This is a genomic window from Polyangium fumosum (assembly GCF_005144585.1).
In the GTDB taxonomy this organism is placed as follows: Bacteria; Myxococcota_A; Polyangia; order Polyangiales; family Polyangiaceae; genus Polyangium; species Polyangium fumosum.
On record NZ_SSMQ01000027.1, the window covers coordinates 1 to 20,882 of the forward strand.

Sequence of the window (20,882 nt, forward strand, 5' to 3'; positions counted from 1 at the left end):
CATGATGCCGCTGCCCGAGAGACCACCGGTAAGCCGTGTGCGGGAAATCCGCACGCACGGTTTGAACGGGAGTCTTGCCAGAACCATGCGCGGATGGTCGCGCAGAACAAGGTAGGATTTACCAATGATTGATCATATCTCGATCGGCGTTCGTGATCTGGAGAAGGGCAAGGCGTTTTACGCGGCCGCTCTCGCGCCCCTTGGTTATGCGGTGATGATGGAGTTCCCCGGCGTGGTCGGGCTCGGAGAGAAGGGCAAACCCGATTTCTGGCTCGGCGCGGGCGAAGGGGTCTTCCGCCAGCACGTCGCGTTCCTCGCCGCGGATCGCAAGACGGTCGACGCGTTTTACGAGGCCGCGATCCGCGCCGGAGGCAAGGACAACGGCCCGCCCGGGCTCCGCCCCATGTACCACCCGAATTATTACGGGGCCTTCGTGCTGGATCCGGACGGGAACAACATCGAGGCCGTCTGTCACACGCCTTGACGAGCGCCGGACGGCGTGAACGCGCTTGCCTGGCCCCCTTCCCCATGGAAGGCGACGCCCGAGGTCCCTCCGTGTAGCCCTTCCCCAGGGACGGGCGTGACGAAGGGGCCTTGGGCCCCTCCGTCCACGGCGACGGGCGCGCCTCCGCAGGCTCCGCGCCCTCGTTCCCGAGGGAGGGGCGCGGCGAAGGCGCCCTCTGCCTCGCCGTCCCCAGGGACGCCGACGCGAGCGGCGTCTCTGCGCCTTCCTTCCCGAGGGACGGTGTGGGGGCGAGGGGCTCGGGCGTTCGTGTGGAGGAGGACGGCGTGCGTGGAGCCGCGCTCGGGCGCGCCGAGCAGGTTCAGGGGGTCTCGTTCTGCTTCGTGTCTTTCCGCCGCTTGCGGAAGGGCTTGAAGAACCGATCCACCATCTTCGGGGTGGACGCGTAGACCGTCGTGAGCACGCCTTCGAGCTTCTTGTACGCCTCGCGCCACGCCGCCATGAGCGCGGGGATACGTTTCTCGTTCAGGAAGGCGAGCGCCTTCTCGGTCTCGGAGAGGTCTGCGTCGGCGGCCACGACGTTCGCGCGCGAGGCGGTGAGCTTCGGCTCCCAGGACGTGACGATCTCGCCGATCTCGGGGTCGTCCTTGTCTTCCGCCATTGCGTCGAGCATCTGCGCCACCTGCTCGGGCTCCTCCTTGCGGGGCTCGGCGGTCGTGACGTCGCGCAGGCCGGTCTTGAAGTAGCGGCGGTATTTGGGGTGCTCGCGGTTCTTCCGGACGGCGCCGAGGAGCTGGAGTTCGAAGCCCTCGACGTCGGCGTCGCAATCGCCGTCGCGCGCGTCGAGGATCGCGCTCTTGCGCTGCCGCTCCTCCTCCAGGTCGTCACGCTCGCGCAGCGCCGTTTTCAGGTCGCCGTGCACCACGAGCAGCGGCGCTTCGAGCCCGGCGGTCTTCTTGTCCGCGGCGACGCGCCCCGTCGCGTAGGCGCTCTTCGGGAGATACCCCTCCGGAGGGGTGTCTTGGGTGGGCATGTCCATGAAAACGGTTTCTCCTGATTCCGGGTGGTGTACCAAGGAATCCGCGGAGCGTAAAGCGTGGCTGGGGCAGGCAGGCCACGGTCAGCCATCCACGACGCGGATGGGGATCCAGTCGAAGCCGGTGACGCCTGCGGCCTGGAAGATGCGGCGGACCTTGGGGGTGACGAGGAAGAGGGGGTACGGGAGGACGGACGCGGAGAGGTCGCCGGTGAATCCCGCGATGCCGTACCATTCCCAGGTGACGTTCACGTCGTGGATGTCGGCGAGGTCCGCGGCGCGGTAGGCGAGGCGGAAAGGAATCTCCTCCTTGCCACCGAAGCAACTCCGCCCGCACGGGCAAGGCTCGGAGACCTCGATCCCGGTGGATCGGGGCGACATCGGCGGCATCGTGTGCGCGGCGCAGAGCTGACGCCATGGGATCCGGAAGCCCCGCTCCTCGAACGCCGCGAAGACGTCCCGGAACGAGAGCCCCGTCGCGCCGCTCTGCGCGAGCGCTGCGGCGAGCTTCTCGTCCACGAGCACGTCGTCGTGCGACGTCGTGGCCGCGCGCCGGCCTTCCAATCTGGGGAGGAATTCGCCGTCGATGAAGATTGCGGACGTCTGCCGGGCGCCGGCGCCGCACCGAGGGCAGGCGTCGGACATATCGTACGTCGTGCCCATCATGGGCCCCGCAAAGACCGTGGCGTTGGTGTCGTATTCCACGACGAGCAGGCGCGCGGATTGGAGCTCCTCGTCGGTGAAACGGTCGCGACGGCGCACGGAACAGCGGAGCCCCCGCTCCTTGAGGAGGGTCTGGAGGAGCGCCAGGCGTTCGTCCCTCTCGTCGAGAGTAACGGTGGTAAAATTCCCCTCTTGATCGAGGACTGCCACATCCGGACCACACCCTGCGGGACCAAGGATTGCCTCGGGTCCTCCGGGAATGCGGTTGTTGATCAGAATGATCCGCGCTTCTGTCCACATGTTTACCTCGGTGGGATATTTACCTTCCGAAGTATGGCTTGATGGCTTTCAACCAATGGGGGAAGGGCTCGTAGACCTCTTCATACATCTGCCATAGGGCTTCGCGGGTCTTACGCGCAGGCCGCTTCGCGTTCAGCAGCTTCGTGATCTCCTTGTGCTGCGCCTCTGTCAAGATCACCGACGGTATCTTATCAAGCTGCTTTGCCGTCAGCCTCAGCTCTCCTCCCATCGCCTTCTCCAGGAGGTGATGCGCCTGGTACGCTCCACCGAGCCCATCGGTGAACTTCTTCATCACGTCGTACGCGCCGATCGCCCCGTTCTGCTCCAGCGCGGCCGCGATGTCCACGCCGTACTTCTTGGCGAGGAGCTCCGCCGTCTCCGCCGAAATCTCCTCGGCCCCTTGCAGGATCAGCGGCGCCTTCTTCGCGCAGGCCTCCTCCAGCTTCTTGGCGAACTTCTCGGCCTGCCCGACGAGCACCGCCGAGGCGACCTGCGTGATCGCCGCCGCCGCCTGCACGATGGCGTTGTCGACGCCGTCCTCGTCGTCGCCCCCGATGATACCGAACCGCTTGCCGTCCTTGCGCGCGAGGTCGTGATTGAACTCGCCGTTCAGCATCGCCGACGCTATCGCGAGCTCGCGGACCATCCGTTCGAGCGGCGTCAGGGCCTTGCCTTTGCCCGTCCCGTCGCCCTTGCACCCTCCCTCCGTCTGCCGACAAGAGCCCACGCTCATCACCGGCGCCCCCGACCGAAAGGCGTGCTCCGGCAGCGCGCCACCCCGATCCACCAGCGTACAGGATTCGTCGACGCACTTCGGCGGATGCACCTCATCACGCGGGGGCAATACGCCCTCCTTGCTCAGGACCCCTTCCTTCGGCAAAACCATGTCCTTCGAGCGCGGGTCCTGGGGCGTCGATTCCCTGTCCGGCGGGCTCTCGCGGCGGATACGATGCTTCTCGACGCGCTTCTCGATGCTGTCGGAATCGTCCCCGCCGCCTCCGCCTCCGCCCCCGCCCTTGCCGCCGCCGCCCTCGTCGCCGTCCGCCTTCTCCTTCGGCGGTGGGTCCTGCTTCTTCGCGGGCGCGGGCGGAGGCGCAGGCTTCTGCTTGGGCGGAGGCGGCGGCTCGCAGGTCCATGCCTTGTCGTGGAACTGGATGGGAATCCATGCACGATTCTTCAGGTCCGCGCGTGGGTCGAAGACGAAGAGCGGCAGGACGTCGTGGCAGGTGACGAGCTGCCGTGCCGCGGGGCCGAGCACAGGATTGCCCGAGAAATCGTAGGTCCATTCATCGTGCGCCGGGCCGTGCGGATGCGCGCAAATGCCGATGTAACGGATGGGCGTCTTGCGCTCGCATTCTCGCGCGAGCACGGGCGACGAGGGGACAACGAGCCCGAGGACGAGGAGCGCGCCGAGGCCGCGTCGGAGGACCTGCACAGGCTGGAGGTTGCCGGACCGACATGGAGAGGGTCAAGGATCGAGGCGCAAAGCGGAGGAAGCGGAGGGAGAGGCGCCGGGGAGGAGGCGCGTTATCGCTCGCGCTCGCCGCAGCAGCGCTTGTACTTCTTCCCGCTCCCGCACGGGCACGGCGCGCTGCGGGTGGGGCCGGCCTGCCTGGTCTTGGCCGCCTCCGCGAGAATGGCCTTCTTGGTGCTGCGGTCGTCGCGGAGGAGAGCGAGCACCTGGCGCGGGTCGTAAGGGGTGCGGATGGCGGCGATGTAATCGGCGGGCAGGTAGAGATCGTCGGGCGTCGCATGCGAGAGCCACTGGAGCGCAAGGGTCATCGTCGGGATCACCTCGCGGTGGTTCACGAAGTCCGTCGCGTCGAGCAGCAGGGTGCGATACGCGATCTCCGGCGGCACCTCCTCGATGTCCTTGAAATGGTAGGCCGACGTCGGGGGGAGGCGCTTCGAGAAGGCGACCGCGAGCTCCGCGCCGGCCCTGCCGTGCTGATGGAGGGCGCCCGTCGGGCCGTGGGTGTCCTCGGCGTCGAGGACTTGCAGCATGAGCTCGCGGACGGACACGACGAAGTCCGGTGTCGTCGGCGAGAGGCCGTTCGGCGAGAGCGCCTTTTTGATCTCCGCCCGCAAGCGCGCGTGACGGCAACCCATCACGGTGAGCGTGAACGCGGCGTCGATGAGCTCGTGGAGGGTCACGGCCGCGTCGCATTCCCTCTTGTAGACCGAGAGCAGATCCTTGCCGATGCGCGCCGCGCCCCAGATGCCGCGGAGCGCGTTGCCGACGAGCATCTGCGAGACGCTGAACCACGAGTAGTTGATCGTCGCGACGGGGGCCCGCGCGATCTCCGTCAGGTGCTCATAGGGCGTCTTGCCGTCCATCGCGGCGAGCACCGACAGGTGCCCGATCGTCCAGACCCGACACCAGAACAGGTGCAAGAGCTCGTCGAACCTCCGATGCAACTTCCCGCTCTTCGGCATCTCGCGGAGGAGGCGCTCGCGCATGTTATGGACCTCCTGGAACTCCTCGATGAGCCAGCGCAAGAGGTGGATCGCCAGGAACGGTTGCAGCGCGGCGATGGCCTGGAACTGCTCGCGGGTGAACCAAGGTCCTCGCTCGTAGAGGGCGCGCATGAACTCGCCCGCGTTGCCCTGCACGGAGAGGGCTCGCTCGCTGCGCTCGCGCCACATCGCGACCCGGCTCGTGATCGCGTCGAGCCGCTCGCGGGTGACCACGTGGAGGTTCTTGGCGCTCATCCCCTCGCCAAGGCACGTGACGAACTTGCCGTCGCGCGTGACGACGAGGAAGGGCCCGTTCTCGGGATCCGCGAGCGACACGGCCACACGTTCCATGCCCTCCGGGACACGCGCGGTGTCGAGGATGTGCCGGAGGAGACCAACGTCGCGATACAGCGAGAGGGCGATGTCGAGGTGCGGCACCGAGAGCCGGTCGAGCCGGGAGAGGAAGTGATGCGCGTGTCCGGTGAGCGTCATGCGCAGCTCGCTATCAACCTCGTGACGTGATCAGGGCCCCTCGCGCACGTAGGGCTCGAGGGCGCGGATGATCGCGGCGGTGACGGCGTCGACGTCGCCGTTGCCATCCACGTGCACGAGCCGATCGCCGCCGATGATCTTGTCGGCCTCGAGGTACGCACGGGCGAGGCGGGCCTGGAGCTCCGGCTCCTCGAAGAGCTCGCTCGCGCCGCCGCGGGCCCGCCTGCGTTGCGCGGCGACCTCCGGATCGACGTCCACGACGACCGTGATGTCCGGCTTGAGGGCGTGGCGGTTGCAGTGGCGGATCCAGGCGATCATGTCGGCGCGCGCGCCCTCGTCCTCGATCCCGATCGACTGGTAGATGATGCTCGAAAGCTCGTAACGATCCGAGATGACCACGTACCCGTCGCGCAGGTGCGGCGCGACCTCGGTCTCGATGTGATCGAGCCGGTCGGCCGCGAAGAGCAGCGCCATCGTGGAGTCGCGGTGCCTCGACGGCAGGTTCACGCGCTGGGTGAGCACGAGCCGGAGGAGCGAGCCCATCGGCCCGCCGCTCGGCTCGCGTGTCACGTGCGCGAGCCTTCGCCGGCCGCGCAAGAACGAGCCGTAGCGCACGGCCTGTGTCGTCGTCCCCGCGCCGTCGATGCCCTCGAAGACGACGAACAGGCCGTCGTTTCCGTCCTCGGCTTCACCCATGGCGTTCCTCGTCTCCTTCCTTCGATCCGTCGGGCCCGAGTGGGCTCGGATCCTCGCCGAGCACCAGGTTGTCGATGAGCCGCGCGCCGCCGATGCGGGCCGCGACCGCGAGCAACACGCGATCCGGCGTGTGCTCCTCGGGGCCGAGCACGGCGAGCGTCTCCGCGTCGGCCACGTCCACGTAGTCGATCGCGCTCGCGACGGGCGTGATGTGCCCGCGCGCGAGCGCGGTGAGCATGCCGGCGCGGCGCTCCCCCGCGGCGAACGCGCGCGCCGCGGCCGACAATCCCCGCGGGATGGCGAGCGCCTGCGCGCGGGCCTCGGCCGAGAGGTACGCGTTGCGCGACGACATCGCGAGCCCGTCCGGCTCGCGCACGGTCCGCACGCCGAGGACCTCGACGGGCAGGAAGAGGTCGCGCGTAAAACGCTCGATCACCTTGAGCTGCTGGTAGTCCTTGCGGCCGAAGAGCGCGATCGAAGGTCCTACGAGCGCGAACAATTTCGTGACGACCGTGGCCACGCCTTCGAAGTGGCCGGGCCGGTGCACGCCGCAGAGGCCCGCGGCCGTGGCGCCGACGTGCACGCGTGTCTCGTCGCCGGGCGGGTACATGTCGGCGGGCGCGGGCGCGAAGATGCCGTGCGCCCCGGCCTCCGCGCACTTCTTCGCGTCGCCTTCGAGGTCCCGCGGGTAGCGGGAGAAGTCCTCGTTCGGGCCGAACTGCGTGGGGTTCACGAAGATCGAGACGACGACGAAATCGGCGCGCTTGCGGGCCTCTTCGATGAGCGCCTGGTGGCCGCGGTGCAGGGCGCCCATCGTGGGGACGAGGCCGACGCGCGCGCCGCGCTGTCGCGCCTCGTCACACGCACGCCGGAACTCCAGGGGAGCGCGCCAGATCTCCATGGCGCGCCACGCTAGCAGAAAGCGCAGGTCACAAGGAGGCAGGCGACCTCCACGGCCCTCGCTTCTCTTCGGCTCGATCAACTGACCCCCAGCGATCGGGTAGGCTAGACTGAAATCATCGTGACGTTCGAGACACCTTCCACGCCCGATGCCGCTGCTCGCCATTCGTCCCTGCTCCCGGCCGCGGGCGACTCGGATCCGACGCAGTATTTGAACCGCGAGCTCTCGTGGCTCGAGTTCAACGCCCGTGTCCTCTCCGAGGCTGCCTCGATGGAGGTGCCGCTCTTCGAACGGCTGAAGTTCCTCGGCATCTTCTTCTCGAACCTCGACGAGTTCTTCATGGTGCGCGTCGCGGGCCTGCAGGCCCAGACGCACCGCACGATCACCGAGGTCCCGCCCGACGGCATGAAGCCGCAGGAGCAGCTCCTCGCGATCAGCGCGCGGGCGCACGCGCTCTTCGACAGCGCCTACCGGCTCTGGAACACGGAGATGCTGCCGGCGCTGCACCGGGTCGGCGTGCGGATCGTGCGGCCCGAGGAGCTCGACGCGGCCGAGCTCGCGGTGCTCGACGAGCGCTTCCGCACGGACATCTTCCCGATCCTCACGCCGCTCGCGATCGATCCCGGCCACCCGTTCCCGCACCTGCGCAACAAGAGCATCAACCTCGGCATCATGTTCAGCCGCGAGCACGAGGGCGAGGAGCCCGGGTTCGGCGTGATCCAGGTGCCGCCGATGCTGAGCCGCCTCATGCGCGTGCGCGTCGACGGCTGCGGCCGGGCGTTCGTCCTCCTGGAGGACGTGATCGCGCGCCACGTCAAAGAGTTCTTCCCGGTCTCGCGCCTCCGCGGCACGTACCCGTTTCGCGTCACGCGCAACTGGGATCTCGAGATCGACGAGGAGGAGGGCGAGGATCTCCTGGAGACGATCCAGGCCGAGCTTCGTCGCCGTGATCGTGGCAACGCGGTGCGCGTGGAGATCGGCGTCGGGGGCGGCGTGGGCGCGAGCGTGCAGCGCCTCTGCCGCGCGCTCGGCATCGATCCGAACCTCGACGTCTACCGCGTCTCGGGACCGCTCAGCATCGTCGATCTCGTCTCCGTGGTGGGCGAGGACGATCGGCATCTGCGCGACGAGAGCTTCACGCCGCAGGTGCCGGTCGCGCTGCGCGACGTGGAGGATCCCTTCGCGGTGATCCGCGAGCGGGACGTGCCGCTCCACCACCCGTACGACTCGTTTGATCCGGTGGTCGAGTTCATCTCGCGCGCGGCCGATGACCCGAACGTGCTCGCGATCAAGCAGACGCTCTACCGCACCGGCGGCGACTCGCCGATCGTGAAGGCGCTCGCGCGGGCCGCGGAGAACGGCAAGCAGGTGACGGCGATCGTCGAGCTCAAGGCGCGCTTCGACGAGGCCTCGAACATCCAGTGGGCGCGGACCTTGGAGCAGAGCGGCGCGCAGGTGATCTACGGCCTGCTCGGGCTGAAGACGCACGTGAAGGCGCTGCTCGTGGTGCGTCGGGAGAAGGACAAACTCCGGCGGTACGTGCACCTCTCGACGGGCAACTACAACCCGCACACGGCGCGCCTCTACACGGACTTCGGCCTCTTCACGGCGAACCGCGAGATCGGCGAGGACGTGACCTCGCTCTTCAACCTGCTCACGGGCTACAGCGCGCCGCCGAGGTGGAACCGGCTCGTGGTGGCGCCGCTCGGGCTGCACGAGGCGATCCTCGGGCTCATCGCGCGCGAGACGGAGCACGCGCGCGCGGGCCGGAAGGCCGAGATCGTGGCGCAGATGAACGCGCTCGTGGACGTGGACGTGATCGACGCGCTCTACACGGCGAGCCAGCACGGCGTCGACATCCGGCTCTTCGTCCGCGGCATCTGCTGCCTCCGGCCCGGGATCCCGGGGCTCTCGGAGCGGATCCAGGTGCGCGCGCTCATCGACCGGTTCCTCGAGCACAAGCGCGTCTTCCGTTTCGCGAACGGCGGCGCCGAGGAGTTTTATTTCTCCAGCGCGGACTGGATGCCGCGGAACTTCCACCGCCGCGTGGAGGTGCTCGTGCCGCTGCTCGATCCGGCCGCGCGCACCCGCGCCGAGGACATGCTCGCGACGCTCGCGGCCGACACGGCGAAGACGTGGGCCCTCAACGCCGACGGCAGTTACACGCGCGTCGCGACGCCCACGGGCGCGGCCACGGTGCGCTCGCAGCAGCGGTTCATGGAGCTTGCGCGCGAGCGGCCGAAGCCGGCCGACGTGCTCGCGCGGGGCGGCCGGTTCCACATCTTCCAGGTGGGCCACGGCGAAGGCGGCGACGAGCTACGCCGCAAGAACGGCAAAAAGAAGAAGCACCACCCGCAGTCTTAGTCCCGAGGGGGACGCCTCGCGTCCCCCTCTCGGCCAGGCAAAGCCCGGCCGATTCACCCCCCGAGGCTCGCTCGCTGCGCGATCGAGCAGAGCGCCTCTTCGGCGCTCTGGCACCGTTCGTCAGGGTTTGACGGAGACCTTGTGCACGAGGTCTCCGTCGACGAACGAGCTCCACGGCCCCGTCGCGCGGCCGATCCACGCGTACTGGCCGTCGAGGTGCGGCTGCCTCGCGTGGGTCACGAAGATCTGGCTCGACCCGGTGTCGCGGCCCGCGAGCGCGACGCCGACCGTGAGCGGATCAAACGCGATCGGTGAGGTCTCGCAGCGCAGCGGCGCCTTGCCCGCCGGCCCGCCGTAGCCGTCGCCGAAGGGCGCGCCGAGCTGCGTGACGAAGCCCGGCACCACGCGGTGCACGACCATCCCGTCGTAGTACCCGGCGCGCGCGAGGTCGACGACACGCGTGACGGCCACGGGCGCGACATCGGCGTCGAGCACGAGGGACGCTTCGCCGACGTCGGTCTCCAGCGTGAGCGTCACCTTGCCCGTGGCGCGCGCGTCGAGCTCGGGCGGCTTTGGCCCTCCGCCCGGCGGCGCCTGGCACGACGGCGTCTCCGGCTTGCCCGAGACGAGCCCGATCGCCTTCGCCGCGCGCTTGCGCAGCTCCGGCCACGACGAACGGCAGAGCTCTTCGAGCCGCGGCAACGTCTCCTTCAAGCCGAGCGCGCCTGCGGCCTCGATCATCGAGCTGACGTGCTCCGGATCGTTCTCCACGTCGGCGCGCCCGAGCGCCGCCACGAGGGCCTTCACGATCGCGGGCGAAGGCGCGCGCAGGGACGGCTCCTCCGCGGCCTGCTCCTCCTCGTCCTTCTTCTTCTTGGGCTTCTTCTTGCGCTTCTCGGGCTCGGCCGCGAGGTTCGGCTTCTGCGCGATCACCCCGGCCGCCGTCGACACGAGGCCCGGCTCCGGGGCGGCGAGCGCGGCTTCGAGCAGCGGCTCGGCCTCCTCGGCGAGCTCTTCGTGCTTCGGGAGGAGCTCGATCGCGGCCTCACGCGCGCGCAGATCCCCGCCCTTCGCGTGCGTGAGGAACACGGCGCGCCGCGAACCCTCGATCGGCGCGCGATCCAGCACCTTCACCATCGCCCGCGCGCCGATCGATCCCGGCTGCCCCGGCGCCTTCGCCCCCGCGTCCGCGCCTTCGCCCGCCGCGAGCGCGGCCGTCACGTCACACCGCGTGAGAAGCGGATCCCGCACGTCGGCGCCCGCGAGCGCCGTCGCCGCGCTGCACCGGATCCAGGACAGGCGCCGCAGCACCGTCACCGGCGCCGAGGGCGGCGGCTCCATCGTGGCCAGATCCTTCAGCCACTTCTTCGCCTTGTTCGTCGGTTCGAGCGCGTCGAGCGTGGCCAGAAGGACGCCGATCTCCTCGCCGAGCGCGGTCAACGCGACGGCGCCGCCCGGCGGCACGAGCGCGGGCAACGTGGACGCGAGCATCGTTTGTCCCGCCGCGCCGAGCCGACGGAGCGCGCGCGCGGCCTCCGCGCGTTCGGCTGCCGTGAAGAGCGTCGCCCCGGCGAGCACGCGTCCGAGATCCGCCGCGGCCTCCGGGCCTGCGCGGCCGAGCGCGCGGACGGCGAAGATCCTGTACGGACCGGGCTCCGCGAGGCGCGCGCCGGCGACCTCCCGCAGGCGCGTCATCACCGTGTTCGGCACGTTTTCGAGCCGGCCGATGGGGAACAAACCCTCGGGCGCGGGCGGCGACGACGCGCTGCCGGCCGCGAGGTTGAGCAGCGCCGCGAGCGTCTCCTCGCGCAGCCGCTCCTTCCCCATGGCGAGATCCCCCAGCGCGAACGCCGCGGCCGAGGCTTGGATCTCCGTGCCCGAGAGCCACGCGACCAGCGTCGGCTCGCTCTGCTCCGCCCCGCAGCGGCCGATGGCCCGCGCGATCGTCACGCGTGGATCCAACGTCGGGCTCGCGCGCCCCTCGACGGGCGGGGATCCCTTCGCGGGCGCGGCGCCCATCGCGTCGCCGATCGAGAGCGAGCGCGCCACGAGCGCCGCGACCGTCGCCTTGTCGCCCGACGTGCACGACGAACCGAGCCCGTACGCCGCCCACGTGACGACCTCCGGATCCTCGTCCGCGAGCGCGCGCAAGAGCCCCGGCTGCGCGCCTTCGCCGCCGATCCGCGCGAGCGCGCGGGCCGCGGCGCGCCGCACGAGCACGTCACGGCTCTGCTGATCCGAGCTCGTGATCTCGGCGGCCGCGCGCCGATGCTCCGCGACGAGCAGCGCTTCTTGCCGCTGCTTCGCCTCGTCCACGACGACCGCCGCGTCGCTCCCCGCGTCGGATCCTGCGTCGCTCGACGTCGTGGGCGCTCCGCGATTGCACGCGCCGAGCGCGGCGACGACGCCGATCACGACGCCTGCGCGGCTTCGCCTCGCCCCCTGCACCTTCATCGCGTGTTCTCCTCGGCGCTCGGCGCGCCGGAGCCACGGGGATCGGGCCTCGGCACGGCGCGAACGAGCGCGTGCGCGCGCCGGAGCGCGCGTTGATCGAGCCACGTGCAGGCGAGCTCGTGCCCGCGCCGGTACACGCGCCGGAGGGCCCCGACGCGCACGCCCTCGGACGGCAGCGGCCACGCGTCGACGCCCACGCCGCGGAAGTCCCGGATCGCGCGCTCCACGTGCCAGACGCACGTCACGACGAGCACGCGCCGCGCGCCGCGCCGACGCAGGATCTCGGCCGAGAACACAGCGTTTTCGTGCGTCGTGAGCGACCAGAGCTCCGTCGTCACCGCCTGCTCCGGCACCCCCGCACGGACCAGCGCGCGGCGCAAGGCTTCCGCTTCGATCTGCGCGCCCCAGCGACGCCCGCCGCTCGTCACGATGTGGGGCGCGACACCCGCGAGATACGCTTCTGCGGCCTTTGCAGCGCGACGTGAAGCCGCGGTCGTGAGCCGACCCGACGGCAGCACGCGGCATCCGAGGACCACGATGGCATCTGCGCGCTCCGGCATCGGGCCGACGATAGCCGAACCGACGCCGCTCGCCAGAAAGTCACGTAAGGGCCACCTCTCGCTTGACGTTGCGCCCGGAAGGCATTTATCACGGGGAATCGGACCAAGGGCGGGGGCCGGAAGGGCGATCAGGATGCGACTCAAGATGTGGGGTGTCCGCGGAAGCATCCCCACCCCCGGACCCGACACGGTCGAGTTCGGCGGCAACACGAGCTGCTACGAAGTGCGGGCCGGCGAGACGCTGATCATCCTGGACGGGGGCACGGGTCTGCGTCTTCTCGGGCAGAGCCTCCTCCGGGAGATGCCGATCGAGGCGTGGATGTTCTTCAGCCACGTCCACTGGGATCACATCCAGGGCTTCCCGTTCTTCACGCCTGCCTTCGTCCGCAAGAACACGATCCACCTCTTCGGCGGCCTCAACGTCTCGCGCACGCTCGAGGAGACGCTCGCGGGCCAGATGGACTACCCGAGCTTCCCCGTCCACCTCTCGGAGATGGGCGCGAACATGACCTTCCGCGACCTCTACGAGGGCGAGGTCGTGACCATCGGGCGCAAGCAAGACGTGCGCGTCTCGAACGCGCGCGGCAACCACCCGAACGGCGTCTACGCGTACCGCATCGACCACGAGGGCAAGTCGCTCGTCTACGTCACGGACTCGGAGCACTACGCGATCGTGGATCCGAAGCTCCGCAAGCTCGCGCAGGGCGCGGACGTCCTGATCTTCGACGCGATGTACACGCCGGAGGAGTACGCGGGCGAGGTCGGCGGCGGACCCAAGACGGGTTGGGGTCACGCGACGTTCGTCGCAGGCTGCGAGCTCGCGACGGCCGCGGGCGTCAAGCAGCTCATCCTGCACCACCACGACCCGAGCCAGACCGACGCGATGGTTCGCGAGAAGGAACGCCGCGCGCGTGAGCTCTTCCCGAACACGATCGCCGCCAAAGAAGGCATGGTCATCGAGATCTGAGGGACCACGGGCGCCGGTCCACGCGGCGTCCGGAGGCGCTCCTCGTCCTGCACGACCTCGACAGGCGACATCGGCCCTCGCCCTCGTCTGTCCCGCGCTGCGACAAGCCACGTCCACGCCCGAGGGCATCGGGCACGCAGCGGGACGAGGGGCGTCGGCGCGTCAGGGCAGGTGTCTCGCCGCCGGACACGTGGCCATGCATGTTCCGGGGGGAAGGTCGAGCCGACGAACACGGGCCGGCGACGGCGGCAGGTCCTCGTTGGGCTGCCGAACATGGACTGTCAGCCGTGGATGGGTGTTGTCGCGGAGGCGAACGGCCAGCGTCGAGACCTGACGTCAGGAGGGCGGGCATCGTCCCTCGGGGGGGCGCCTGTCGGAGGCACCTGCTCCGCGGCCGAACAAGCGCCGTCGACGTTCGACAACACGTGTTCGGCGGCGCGACGCTTCGAGGCTAGTGCAGGAGCTCCGTGAGCCGCGCGCGGACGCGCTTTTTCGCGCGCTCCTCGATCTGCCGCACGCGCTCCTTGCTCACGCCGAAGTCGGCGCCGAGCTCTTCGAGCGTCGCGGGGTCCTCGCTGAGCCAGCGGGCCTTCGCGATTTTCTGCTCGCGCGGCGACAGCTCCGTGACGATCTGCCGCAGCGCCGTGGCGACCTGCCGCTGCTGCTCGCCTTCGCTGGCTTGATCCTCGGGCGAGGGGAGCGGCGAGGCGAGCCGATCGAGCGGCGCGTCGCCTTCGGGGTTCTTCTTGTCCAGGCTCACGTCACGCGACATGAGCAGCGGCAAGAGCGCCATCACGCGCTCCCGCGGCAGCCCGCTCTGCTCCGCGAGGACGTCCGGATCCCGCTCGTGCGTGCGGCGGTAGAGGCGCAGGACGCGCCGCTCGCTCTTCGACGAGCCGAGCCGCACGATCCGGTAGCCGCGCGCCACGTGCTCGCGGATCTCGGCGCGGATCCAGTACGCGGCGTAGGTCACGAGCCGACAGCCGCGGGACGGGTCGAAGCGCTCGGCCGCCTTCAAGAGGCCGATGTTGCCTTCCTGGACGAGGTCCTCGATGGGGATGCCCCAGCGCCGGTACTCGAGGGCGATGGTCATCACGAAGGGCAGGCAGGCCTCCACGATGCGGCGACCCGCGTCGCGGTCCCCGTTCCGGAAGCGCTCGGCGAGGTCACGCTCCGACTCGGGCGTCAAAGGCTCGCGCTTGTCGAGCTCGCGCTGGCGCGGAGCGTGGGCGAAGGCGGCAGGACTTCGGCTCACGGCCATGAGGACTCCTCGCGCCCCCGGGGCGTTCCCGCCGCCTCCTCGACGGCGGGATGGGGAAGGCGCGCGGCTCGCCAATGCAGGGCCGATGCCGTGCGGGAATCAGGCTCTTTCGTGAAATCAGGCGATCTCGTTTCGCGCAAACGTCACGGACTGCCCTGGGGGCGCGAAACGGTTGCGTGAATCGCGGGAGGCGCCCCGGGGCCCTGGGCGTCACGGGCTCGCCTCGTTCTTCGAGATGTTCACACGCCGTTTTTACTCCCGCGCCTCGGGCGTGGTACATCCTCTCCAGGCACACGTGGGCAGGCGTCTCGCAACCAGAGCGTGGTACTTCGCGGCCGCCACCGCCATCCTCGCGATCGCAGCGCAGCGGCCGGCCGAGCCTCCAAAAACCGCGGCGCGCGGCATCGCGCTCTGGTCGCTCCGCACGCTCGACGTCGCGGACGAAGAGGACCTCGGCGCGGAGTGCGGCGCGCCTTCGGAGGGCGGCCTCGTCCTTCCAACGGGCGCGCCCGCGGCGCTCTCCTGCGAGGCGGCGCGCAGCATCGTCGCGCAGGTCCGCACGAACCTCGCGGCGCCGGTCGCCGACCTCGAAGCCGCAAAGTTTGCCGATGGGGTCGTCGATTGGCTCGACCCCCACGGGCTCTGGTCCCTCGCGCCCGACGCGCCCGTCGCGCCGCTCGTCCGTCGCGAAGGCGAGCGGCTCCTGCTGGAGCTCGAATCCGCGCCGTGGCGCCCGTGTGCCGCGGCGGACGTCATCGGCGCGTCGCTCGCGACCTGGATGAAGACGCTGCGCGCGTCCTTCGACGAGGGCCTGCGCGAGGGCCGCCCCGAGGGCAGCGCGCCGCATCGTTCGCCCGCCGAGGTCTGGCGCACGGTGACCACGTCGCCCTTCGAGGACGGGCCGAGCACGCGGAATGGCCGCGAGCTCGCGCGGGAGCTCGGGCGCGAGGTCGGCGCTGCGCGGGCCGCGTACGGCGCCGCGCTTGATCCTTTCGTCACGGTGGCGGGCCAGCGGCTCTTCCCGGATCTCACGGCCGAGGCGTGGGGCCGGGTCGTCCTCGCGGCCGCGGTGCGCGCGTACGTGCCCCAGCTCGACGCGCATGGCGCGTGGGCGCCGCTCGACGAGGAGATCTCGATCTACGACCTCGACCTGGAGACGAACCCACCGCTGCGCCTCTGGTCGGAGATGACGCGGACGGCGCTCGGCATCCGGATCGATCGGGGCGCGCTCGCGCCGCTCCTCGACGGGGACGTCGTGCTCTCCGTGCGGGGCGTGCCGCTCACGGGCATGAGCGGCGAGCAGGCCGAGCAAACCGCGCTCATCGAAGGGGCGCCGCATGGCCCGCCGGCGTCCGTGACGATCCTCCGCCCGCACGTCGGAGAGCCCCTGGAGCTCGTCGTCACGCCTCTGCCCGTGCCCGCGCGCGAAGGCCCGGCGCCTCCGGCCGAACCCCCGACGCTGCCGTTCGACGCCGTTCGGTATGCGGAGGGGCGCGTCGCCATCGTCACGATCGCGGATGTCCCCGACGACCTCGGCGATCGGGTCGGGGCGGCGCTCGCGCGGGTCCGCGCGGAGCACGACATGCGCGGCGTGCTCCTCGACCTGCGCGCGAACGGCGGGGGCTCGACGGACGGCGCGATGGCGGCGCTCGGCCATTTCCTCCCCGGCGCGGCGCTCTTTCCGATGCGCCGGCGGGATGGCGGCGTCGAGGTCGAGCGCGCGCCTGACGTACCCGCGGAGGAATCGTATTCGGGTCCGCTCGCGGTGCTCGTGGACGGCGACACGGCGAGCGCGGCGGAGATGATCGCGGGGGCGATCGGCAGTTATCGACGCGGCGTGGTCATTGGAGACCGCACGTATGGCAAAGGATGCGCGCAGGAATACCTCGACGACGAGGCGCGCGCGGGTGTCCTTCGTGTGACGACATTGCTCTTTTCTTTGCCGGATGGCGCGCCGGTCCAGAAGGTCGGCATATCGCCGCAGATCACGTTGTCGCTCCCGGCGACGACGGAGCGGGAGGCGCGGGTCGCGCAGGCGCTCGAGCCTTGGCGTGGCCCTGACGTGCGGGATCCTGGGCTCGTGCGCGAGGTCCCGTGGGCGCTGCATGGCGGGCGTGTCGGTCCTTGCCGGGACGAGACGGTGTGCCGCGCGCTGCGGGCGCTCGGGACCTCCGTCGCCGCAGCGCGCTGATCGTTTTGGCGCAGCCTGGGCCAACGTCGCGACACCGCGGCCTGTCTTTGCATTCGCGGTGGGCCTCGAACGAACGTGATACGCTGTGGCATTACGCTTGCTGAAGGGCGTGTCTGGAGGCCGTGATGCGATTGGCTTTGCATGGTTGGTTGGGCGTTGCTTCGTTGTCCGTTTTCCTGCTCGGTGGTTGCGCCATATCGTTCGTCGATTCGAACAGTGGCTCGGGCGGCGGGGGCGCGGGCGGCTCGGGTGGTATGGGCGGGGGCGGCGGCTGCGGCGCTGGATCCTGTGGGCAGGGGGGCAGCGGCGGATCGGCGTCCAGCGGCGGTGGGATGGGCGGCGGCGGCGGGGCCAGCAGCGGCACGCCGTGTGGAGGGTTCGCCGGGACCGTGTGTGGCCTCGACGAGTGGTGCGACTACCCCAATGATCGGTGTGGCGATACCGACCTCACAGGCATTTGCAAACCACGCCCGCCCGCGTGTCCGGACGTGTATTTCCCGACCTGCGCGTGCAACGGCACGGTGTATGGCAATCCCTGCGACGCCGCCCAGGCGGGCCTCGACGTCTCGGACCTCGGCAATTGCGAGCCGCCGTCGGCCGAGCACTTCTCTTGCGGCCATGGCTTCTGCAACAAGGCCGCGGAGTATTGCCAGCGGACCACGTCGGACGTCGGAGGCGAGCCCGACGCCTACCACTGCGAGCCGATCCCCGTCGCGTGCGGCGACACGCCGAAGTGTGAGTGCTTGAGCGACCCGTGCGTGCAGTTCTCCTGCGAGATCGAGTCGAGCGGCGGCGTTCTCGTCACCTGCCCGGGCGGCTGAACGCCCAGGGGCCCCGGACGCTCAACGCTTCTTGGGGAAGAGCTTGCCGAGCAGCCCGCGGCCTGCGGGGTTCGAGCCGGGCCCGTCGTCCTCCGGCGGGTGCCTCATTTCGTAGAGACGCACCTCGCGCGTGGCCTCGATGTTCTTCGGGCTGACCACCGTGACGCGCTTGAAGTCCCGGTAGGCCTGGTGGATACGCCCGGCGAGCTTGAGCAGCCTGGCGCGGTAAAGCAGGGCCTTCTCGTAATCGGGCTCGACCTTGAGCACGCCGTCGAGCTGCGTGATGCAGTCGTCGTAGACGTTGTTCGTCTTGCCCTCCTCGGGCACCGGCGGGAGCGGCCTGCGGCTCGCCACCACCCACGCGAGGAGCGCCGTATAGGCAGGCTGCTCCGGATCGGCGGAGACGGCGCGCCGGACGCAGGCCTCGCAGGCGGCGAGGTCGTTCTTGCGCAGGAAGACCTCGGCCTTCTCGAATTCGAGCGCCGCATTCACCACGCGCTCGACCTTGGCCTGCTCGTCGACCGTGCCGGCGTCGAGCGAGGCGAGGTACTGGGCGCGCCCCGTGTCGTCCTTCAGCGCCTCGTAGGCCGCGTTGATGGCCGCGAAGAGGCGCGCCACCCGAGGCTTGAGGTCGTGCAGGTCCTTGGGGAGCTTGTCCGGGTGGTAGAGGAGCGCGAGCTTGAAGTAGGCGTTCCGGACGTCGATCGACGTCGTCTCGCGCGGGACGCCGAGCATCTGGAAGTGGTCCTCGTTCGGCGCGGCGGCGAGCTTGGCTTCGACCTCGGCGCGGCGCTTCTCGTTGTTCGGGGGCGCGGCCTGCGGCGGGACCTGGGGCATGGGCCCGGTCATGTCGGACGCACGTTGCACGGCCTGGAGGGGCCCGGTGCCCTCACGCCGGACGGCCTGGAGCGGCGCGGTCGAGGTGTCCCCCGCGCGCGCGACCACGTCCCGCGGCCGCAGCCCGGTCTGGTCCATGAGCAGGCCCGTCGTGCCTGTCGTCGGTCGCCACCCTTGGGGGTCGGAGACCATCGCGGCGCGCGCGGCGGCGACTCGCTCGAGCCCGACGGGCGGGCGCGTGGAGCCGCCGAAATCGAGGTGCCGCGTGATCGTCATGCCGTACACGACGCCGCGCACGATGCGCGGGGGCACGCCGCTCGTCCTGGCGAGGTCGGCGAGCGTCGTGCGTTGCTTGCGCAGCCGCTCGACGAGCGCGCGCTCCTCGGGGGTCAGGCGGAACCGCTCCGGCGCAGCCCCGGTCGCGATCCCCATCGGGACGTCTTCGATCCTGCCGAGCGTCGCCTCGGCCTGCGGCGCCCCGACGAACGCGCGGGCGCCGGCCATGATCACCGCGAGCGGCTCGACGCGCGGCACCTCGGCGCCCCGCTCCGCGAGCAGGTCTTGCCCCGCGTAAAACGCGTACCGTGTCTCGGGCTCGAGCTCGCACAGCTTGATCATCGCCCGCTCGAGCGGCATCCGTTCGGCGTAGCGGGTGCCCGCGACGTCCATCACGCGCGTCGGCGTCCCGTCTTCGAACGACACCGCGGCGCGCGCGCCCGTCTTCGTGGTCAGCACGAGCGTCCCCGAGAGGACCTTGTCGAGCAGGTACACGTAGAGGTGCAGGAGCGGCGTCTGCACCAGGTGGGCTTCCGCCGTCGGTACGAGCCCCGGAGGGACGACGAAGGGCATTCCGGTCGTGGGGGCAGGGGGCGAAGCAGCCATGAGCGGCGACTCGGCCGAAGCGTGCCAGGGTGCGCACGAGGGCGCAACGGGGCACTCCGGTGACCATGTGGATTTCGCGGGCGTCTGGAAACCGACGGCGCGGCCGCAAAGGGCTTCGTCAGGGCCCGCGGGCGACGAGCGAGCGGCAGCGCGCATCGTCTGCGTAGACACGTACGCCGCGGTTCGAGGGCACGAGCGCGTTCAAGCGGATCGTCGCGGCGGGATCACCGGTGAAGACGTCGATCTGACGCCCCACGACCTTCATGCCGCGATCCTCGGCGACGAAGCATCCGTCGTGTCGCCCGCCTTCGGGCAGGCTCACGCCCTTGAACTCGGGGATGAAGAGCACGGTCCCGAGCGGGATCACCGACGAGTCCACGGCCACCGAGCGCAGCGGCGTGATGGCCTTGCCGAGGGCGCCGCGGCCCGTGGGGAAGCGCGCGGGGTCGAGCCGTTCGAAGCAGATCTTCTGGCTTGTGCGAGGGCAGACCGAGGCGCAATCGCAGTCGCGTTTGGCGAAGCTCACGGTCTCGCCGGTCGAGAGGCGGCCGCTGCCCTGCACGCAGACGCGGTCGTGGAAGTCTTGCGTGACGTTCGTGAGCGGCTTGCAGCTCGCGTCGTAGATCGTCGCGTTCTTCGGGCCCGCGTCTTCCTTCGGGAAGTCGTAGTACGTGTTGCGGAAGCGCTCGCCGTTGCGGAACGCTGCGGCCGGCCCCGTGGCTGAGCCTTGCGCCGTGATGGTCACGACCTCCTCGGCGCTCGACGCGGGCGCAGGCGCGGGCGCGGGCGTGGTGTCGGGCGGCGCGAGCGTCGTTCGAACGGGCGCGCTCTCCTGGCCGAGAAACCCGGCCCGCGCGTTACGCGTCTCCGACCAACCCCGATGCTCGGCGTCGCGCGCGGGCTCGCCTTCACCTTGCACCCAGGCTTGCCCGGCTACGGTCGCGCATGCGGCGCCCGAGAGGCAGGCGACGAGCGCCATGGTCAAAGGTCGCATGGGACGAGGATACCCTCGCCCGCCCGCCGATGGCCAAGAGGATGCCTGCTCGTCAGGCGTCTCGGTGGGGCTGCTTCGGGGTCTTCAGCGCGTAGACGCCGCGGGCCGTGGCCACGAGCTCGGACGCGGCGCTCGGGTGGTAGAGGCGGACATCGGCCCAGCCGAGCTTCGCGCCGACCCGCACCGTGGTGGCGTCGCCGATCAGCATCTCGCGGCGCCCAGGCCGGAGGTAATCGACGCGCAGATCCACGGTGGAGACGCGGCTGAGCGACGGATTTTCGATCTCGGTCCAGACGCAGAGCCCGCCCGCCGTGTCGGCGAGCGTGCTGATCAAGCCCCCGTGCAGCGCTTGCCGGATGGGGTCTCCGATGAGCTCCTCGCGCCACGGAATCGAGAGCGTCACGTGGCCACGCGCGAGGTGCAAGGCCTTGACCCCGAGCCACTTGTTGAAGGGGATGAGCTCCTCGGCGAGGTGCCGAAAGACGTTCAGATCCAACATTTTTTTCGGCGTGCACGATGCCGGAAAAGCCCGCGTTCTGCCAG

At 70.3% G+C, this 20,882-nt stretch carries 17 protein-coding genes; 5 read left to right on the forward strand and 12 right to left on the reverse strand.

The window, feature by feature from the left end; all coding sequences use genetic code 11:
- Positions 1-124 precede the first annotated feature (124 nt).
- Entirely contained in the window at positions 125-484 is a 360-nt protein-coding gene (locus E8A74_RS24535; protein ID WP_136931492.1) for a VOC family protein, read from the forward strand.
- Positions 485-824: 340 nt separating this feature from the next.
- On the opposite strand, the gene E8A74_RS24540 is transcribed toward E8A74_RS24535, so the two are convergent.
- The 6 genes from E8A74_RS24540 to panC all read right to left on the reverse strand — a co-directional run bounded on the left by E8A74_RS24540 (position 825) and on the right by panC (position 7,008).
- Entirely contained in the window at positions 825-1,496 is a 672-nt protein-coding gene (locus tag E8A74_RS24540; protein WP_136931493.1) for a hypothetical protein, read from the reverse strand.
- An 87-nt stretch (positions 1,497-1,583) separates the two neighbouring features.
- A complete protein-coding gene (locus E8A74_RS24545) occupies positions 1,584-2,261 on the reverse strand; it encodes a hypothetical protein (RefSeq protein ID WP_136931494.1) in 678 nt (225 codons plus the stop codon).
- 220 nt (positions 2,262-2,481) lie between these two features.
- Complete coding sequence (locus tag E8A74_RS24550; protein ID WP_136931495.1) at positions 2,482-3,897, reverse strand: hypothetical protein; 1,416 nt, start codon at positions 3,895-3,897, stop codon at positions 2,482-2,484.
- A gap of 92 nt (positions 3,898-3,989) precedes the next feature.
- Complete coding sequence (locus E8A74_RS24555; protein ID WP_136931496.1) at positions 3,990-5,411, reverse strand: YecA family protein; 1,422 nt, start codon at positions 5,409-5,411, stop codon at positions 3,990-3,992.
- Positions 5,412-5,441: 30 nt separating this feature from the next.
- A complete protein-coding gene (gene tmk, locus E8A74_RS24560) occupies positions 5,442-6,107 on the reverse strand; it encodes a dTMP kinase (RefSeq protein WP_136931497.1) in 666 nt (221 codons plus the stop codon).
- Positions 6,100-7,008, reverse strand: coding sequence for a pantoate--beta-alanine ligase (panC, locus tag E8A74_RS24565; RefSeq protein WP_136931498.1), 909 nt, complete (start codon positions 7,006-7,008; stop codon positions 6,100-6,102). The genes tmk and panC overlap by 8 nt, the downstream gene beginning before the upstream one ends.
- Positions 7,009-7,128: 120 nt before the next feature.
- Here panC and ppk1 point away from each other — a divergent pair, with 120 nt between their 5' ends.
- A complete protein-coding gene (gene ppk1, locus E8A74_RS24570) occupies positions 7,129-9,372 on the forward strand; it encodes a polyphosphate kinase 1 (protein WP_232379724.1) in 2,244 nt (747 codons plus the stop codon).
- A gap of 120 nt (positions 9,373-9,492) precedes the next feature.
- Here the strand turns inward: ppk1 and E8A74_RS24575 are convergent, their stop codons facing one another.
- Together E8A74_RS24575 and E8A74_RS24580 are read right to left on the reverse strand one after the other, a co-directional pair.
- Positions 9,493-11,826 carry a peptidylprolyl isomerase gene (locus E8A74_RS24575; protein WP_136931500.1) on the reverse strand — a complete coding sequence of 778 codons (2,334 nt, stop codon included), beginning with the start codon at positions 11,824-11,826 and terminating at the stop codon, positions 9,493-9,495.
- A complete protein-coding gene (locus E8A74_RS24580; protein WP_232379725.1) occupies positions 11,823-12,386 on the reverse strand; it encodes a YdcF family protein in 564 nt (187 codons plus the stop codon). The genes E8A74_RS24575 and E8A74_RS24580 overlap by 4 nt, the downstream gene beginning before the upstream one ends.
- A 133-nt stretch (positions 12,387-12,519) precedes the next feature.
- On the opposite strand from E8A74_RS24580, the gene E8A74_RS24585 reads away from it, so the two are divergent.
- Entirely contained in the window at positions 12,520-13,353 is an 834-nt protein-coding gene (locus tag E8A74_RS24585; protein WP_136931501.1) for an MBL fold metallo-hydrolase, read from the forward strand.
- 451 nt (positions 13,354-13,804) lie between these two features.
- Here E8A74_RS24585 and E8A74_RS24590 read toward each other — a convergent pair whose 3' ends face one another.
- Complete coding sequence (locus E8A74_RS24590) at positions 13,805-14,614, reverse strand: sigma-70 family RNA polymerase sigma factor (RefSeq protein WP_136931502.1); 810 nt, start codon at positions 14,612-14,614, stop codon at positions 13,805-13,807.
- Positions 14,615-14,909: 295 nt separating this feature from the next.
- On the opposite strand from E8A74_RS24590, the gene E8A74_RS24595 reads away from it, so the two are divergent.
- Positions 14,910-16,805 (forward strand): S41 family peptidase, encoded by a 1,896-nt coding sequence (locus tag E8A74_RS24595; RefSeq protein ID WP_232379727.1) that lies wholly within the window; start codon positions 14,910-14,912, stop codon positions 16,803-16,805.
- A 125-nt stretch (positions 16,806-16,930) separates the two neighbouring features.
- A complete protein-coding gene (locus E8A74_RS24600) occupies positions 16,931-17,626 on the forward strand; it encodes a hypothetical protein (protein WP_136931504.1) in 696 nt (231 codons plus the stop codon).
- Between the two features lie 21 nt (positions 17,627-17,647).
- Here the strand turns inward: E8A74_RS24600 and E8A74_RS24605 are convergent, their stop codons facing one another.
- The 3 genes from E8A74_RS24605 to E8A74_RS24615 form a co-directional block, all read right to left on the reverse strand.
- A complete protein-coding gene (locus E8A74_RS24605; RefSeq protein WP_170229341.1) occupies positions 17,648-19,345 on the reverse strand; it encodes a J domain-containing protein in 1,698 nt (565 codons plus the stop codon).
- A gap of 118 nt (positions 19,346-19,463) precedes the next feature.
- Entirely contained in the window at positions 19,464-20,339 is an 876-nt protein-coding gene (locus E8A74_RS24610; protein ID WP_136931506.1) for a 3D domain-containing protein, read from the reverse strand.
- A gap of 52 nt (positions 20,340-20,391) precedes the next feature.
- On the reverse strand, positions 20,392-20,838 hold the full coding sequence (locus E8A74_RS24615; RefSeq protein ID WP_136931507.1) for a hotdog fold thioesterase: 447 nt from the start codon (positions 20,836-20,838) through the stop codon (positions 20,392-20,394).
- Between the last annotated feature and the right edge of the window lie 44 nt (positions 20,839-20,882).

Bases quoted from the DNA above. Each gene is read 5' to 3' on its own strand.
- E8A74_RS24535 (WP_136931492.1), top strand. From the start codon at position 125: ATGATTGATCATATCTCGATCGGCGTTCGTGATCTGGAGAAGGGCAAG.
- E8A74_RS24540 (WP_136931493.1), bottom strand. From the start codon at position 1,496: ATGCCCACCCAAGACACCCCTCCGGAGGGGTATCTCCCGAAGAGCGCC.
- E8A74_RS24555 (WP_136931496.1), bottom strand. From the start codon at position 5,411: ATGACGCTCACCGGACACGCGCATCACTTCCTCTCCCGGCTCGACCGG.
- tmk (WP_136931497.1), bottom strand. From the start codon at position 6,107: ATGGGTGAAGCCGAGGACGGAAACGACGGCCTGTTCGTCGTCTTCGAG.
- panC (WP_136931498.1), bottom strand. From the start codon at position 7,008: ATGGAGATCTGGCGCGCTCCCCTGGAGTTCCGGCGTGCGTGTGACGAG.
- E8A74_RS24575 (WP_136931500.1), bottom strand. From the start codon at position 11,826: ATGAAGGTGCAGGGGGCGAGGCGAAGCCGCGCAGGCGTCGTGATCGGC.
- E8A74_RS24580 (WP_232379725.1), bottom strand. From the start codon at position 12,386: ATGCCGGAGCGCGCAGATGCCATCGTGGTCCTCGGATGCCGCGTGCTG.
- E8A74_RS24585 (WP_136931501.1), top strand. From the start codon at position 12,520: ATGCGACTCAAGATGTGGGGTGTCCGCGGAAGCATCCCCACCCCCGGA.
- E8A74_RS24590 (WP_136931502.1), bottom strand. From the start codon at position 14,614: ATGGCCGTGAGCCGAAGTCCTGCCGCCTTCGCCCACGCTCCGCGCCAG.
- E8A74_RS24600 (WP_136931504.1), top strand. From the start codon at position 16,931: ATGCGATTGGCTTTGCATGGTTGGTTGGGCGTTGCTTCGTTGTCCGTT.
- E8A74_RS24605 (WP_170229341.1), bottom strand. From the start codon at position 19,345: ATGGCTGCTTCGCCCCCTGCCCCCACGACCGGAATGCCCTTCGTCGTC.
- E8A74_RS24610 (WP_136931506.1), bottom strand. From the start codon at position 20,339: ATGCGACCTTTGACCATGGCGCTCGTCGCCTGCCTCTCGGGCGCCGCA.
- E8A74_RS24615 (WP_136931507.1), bottom strand. From the start codon at position 20,838: ATGTTGGATCTGAACGTCTTTCGGCACCTCGCCGAGGAGCTCATCCCC.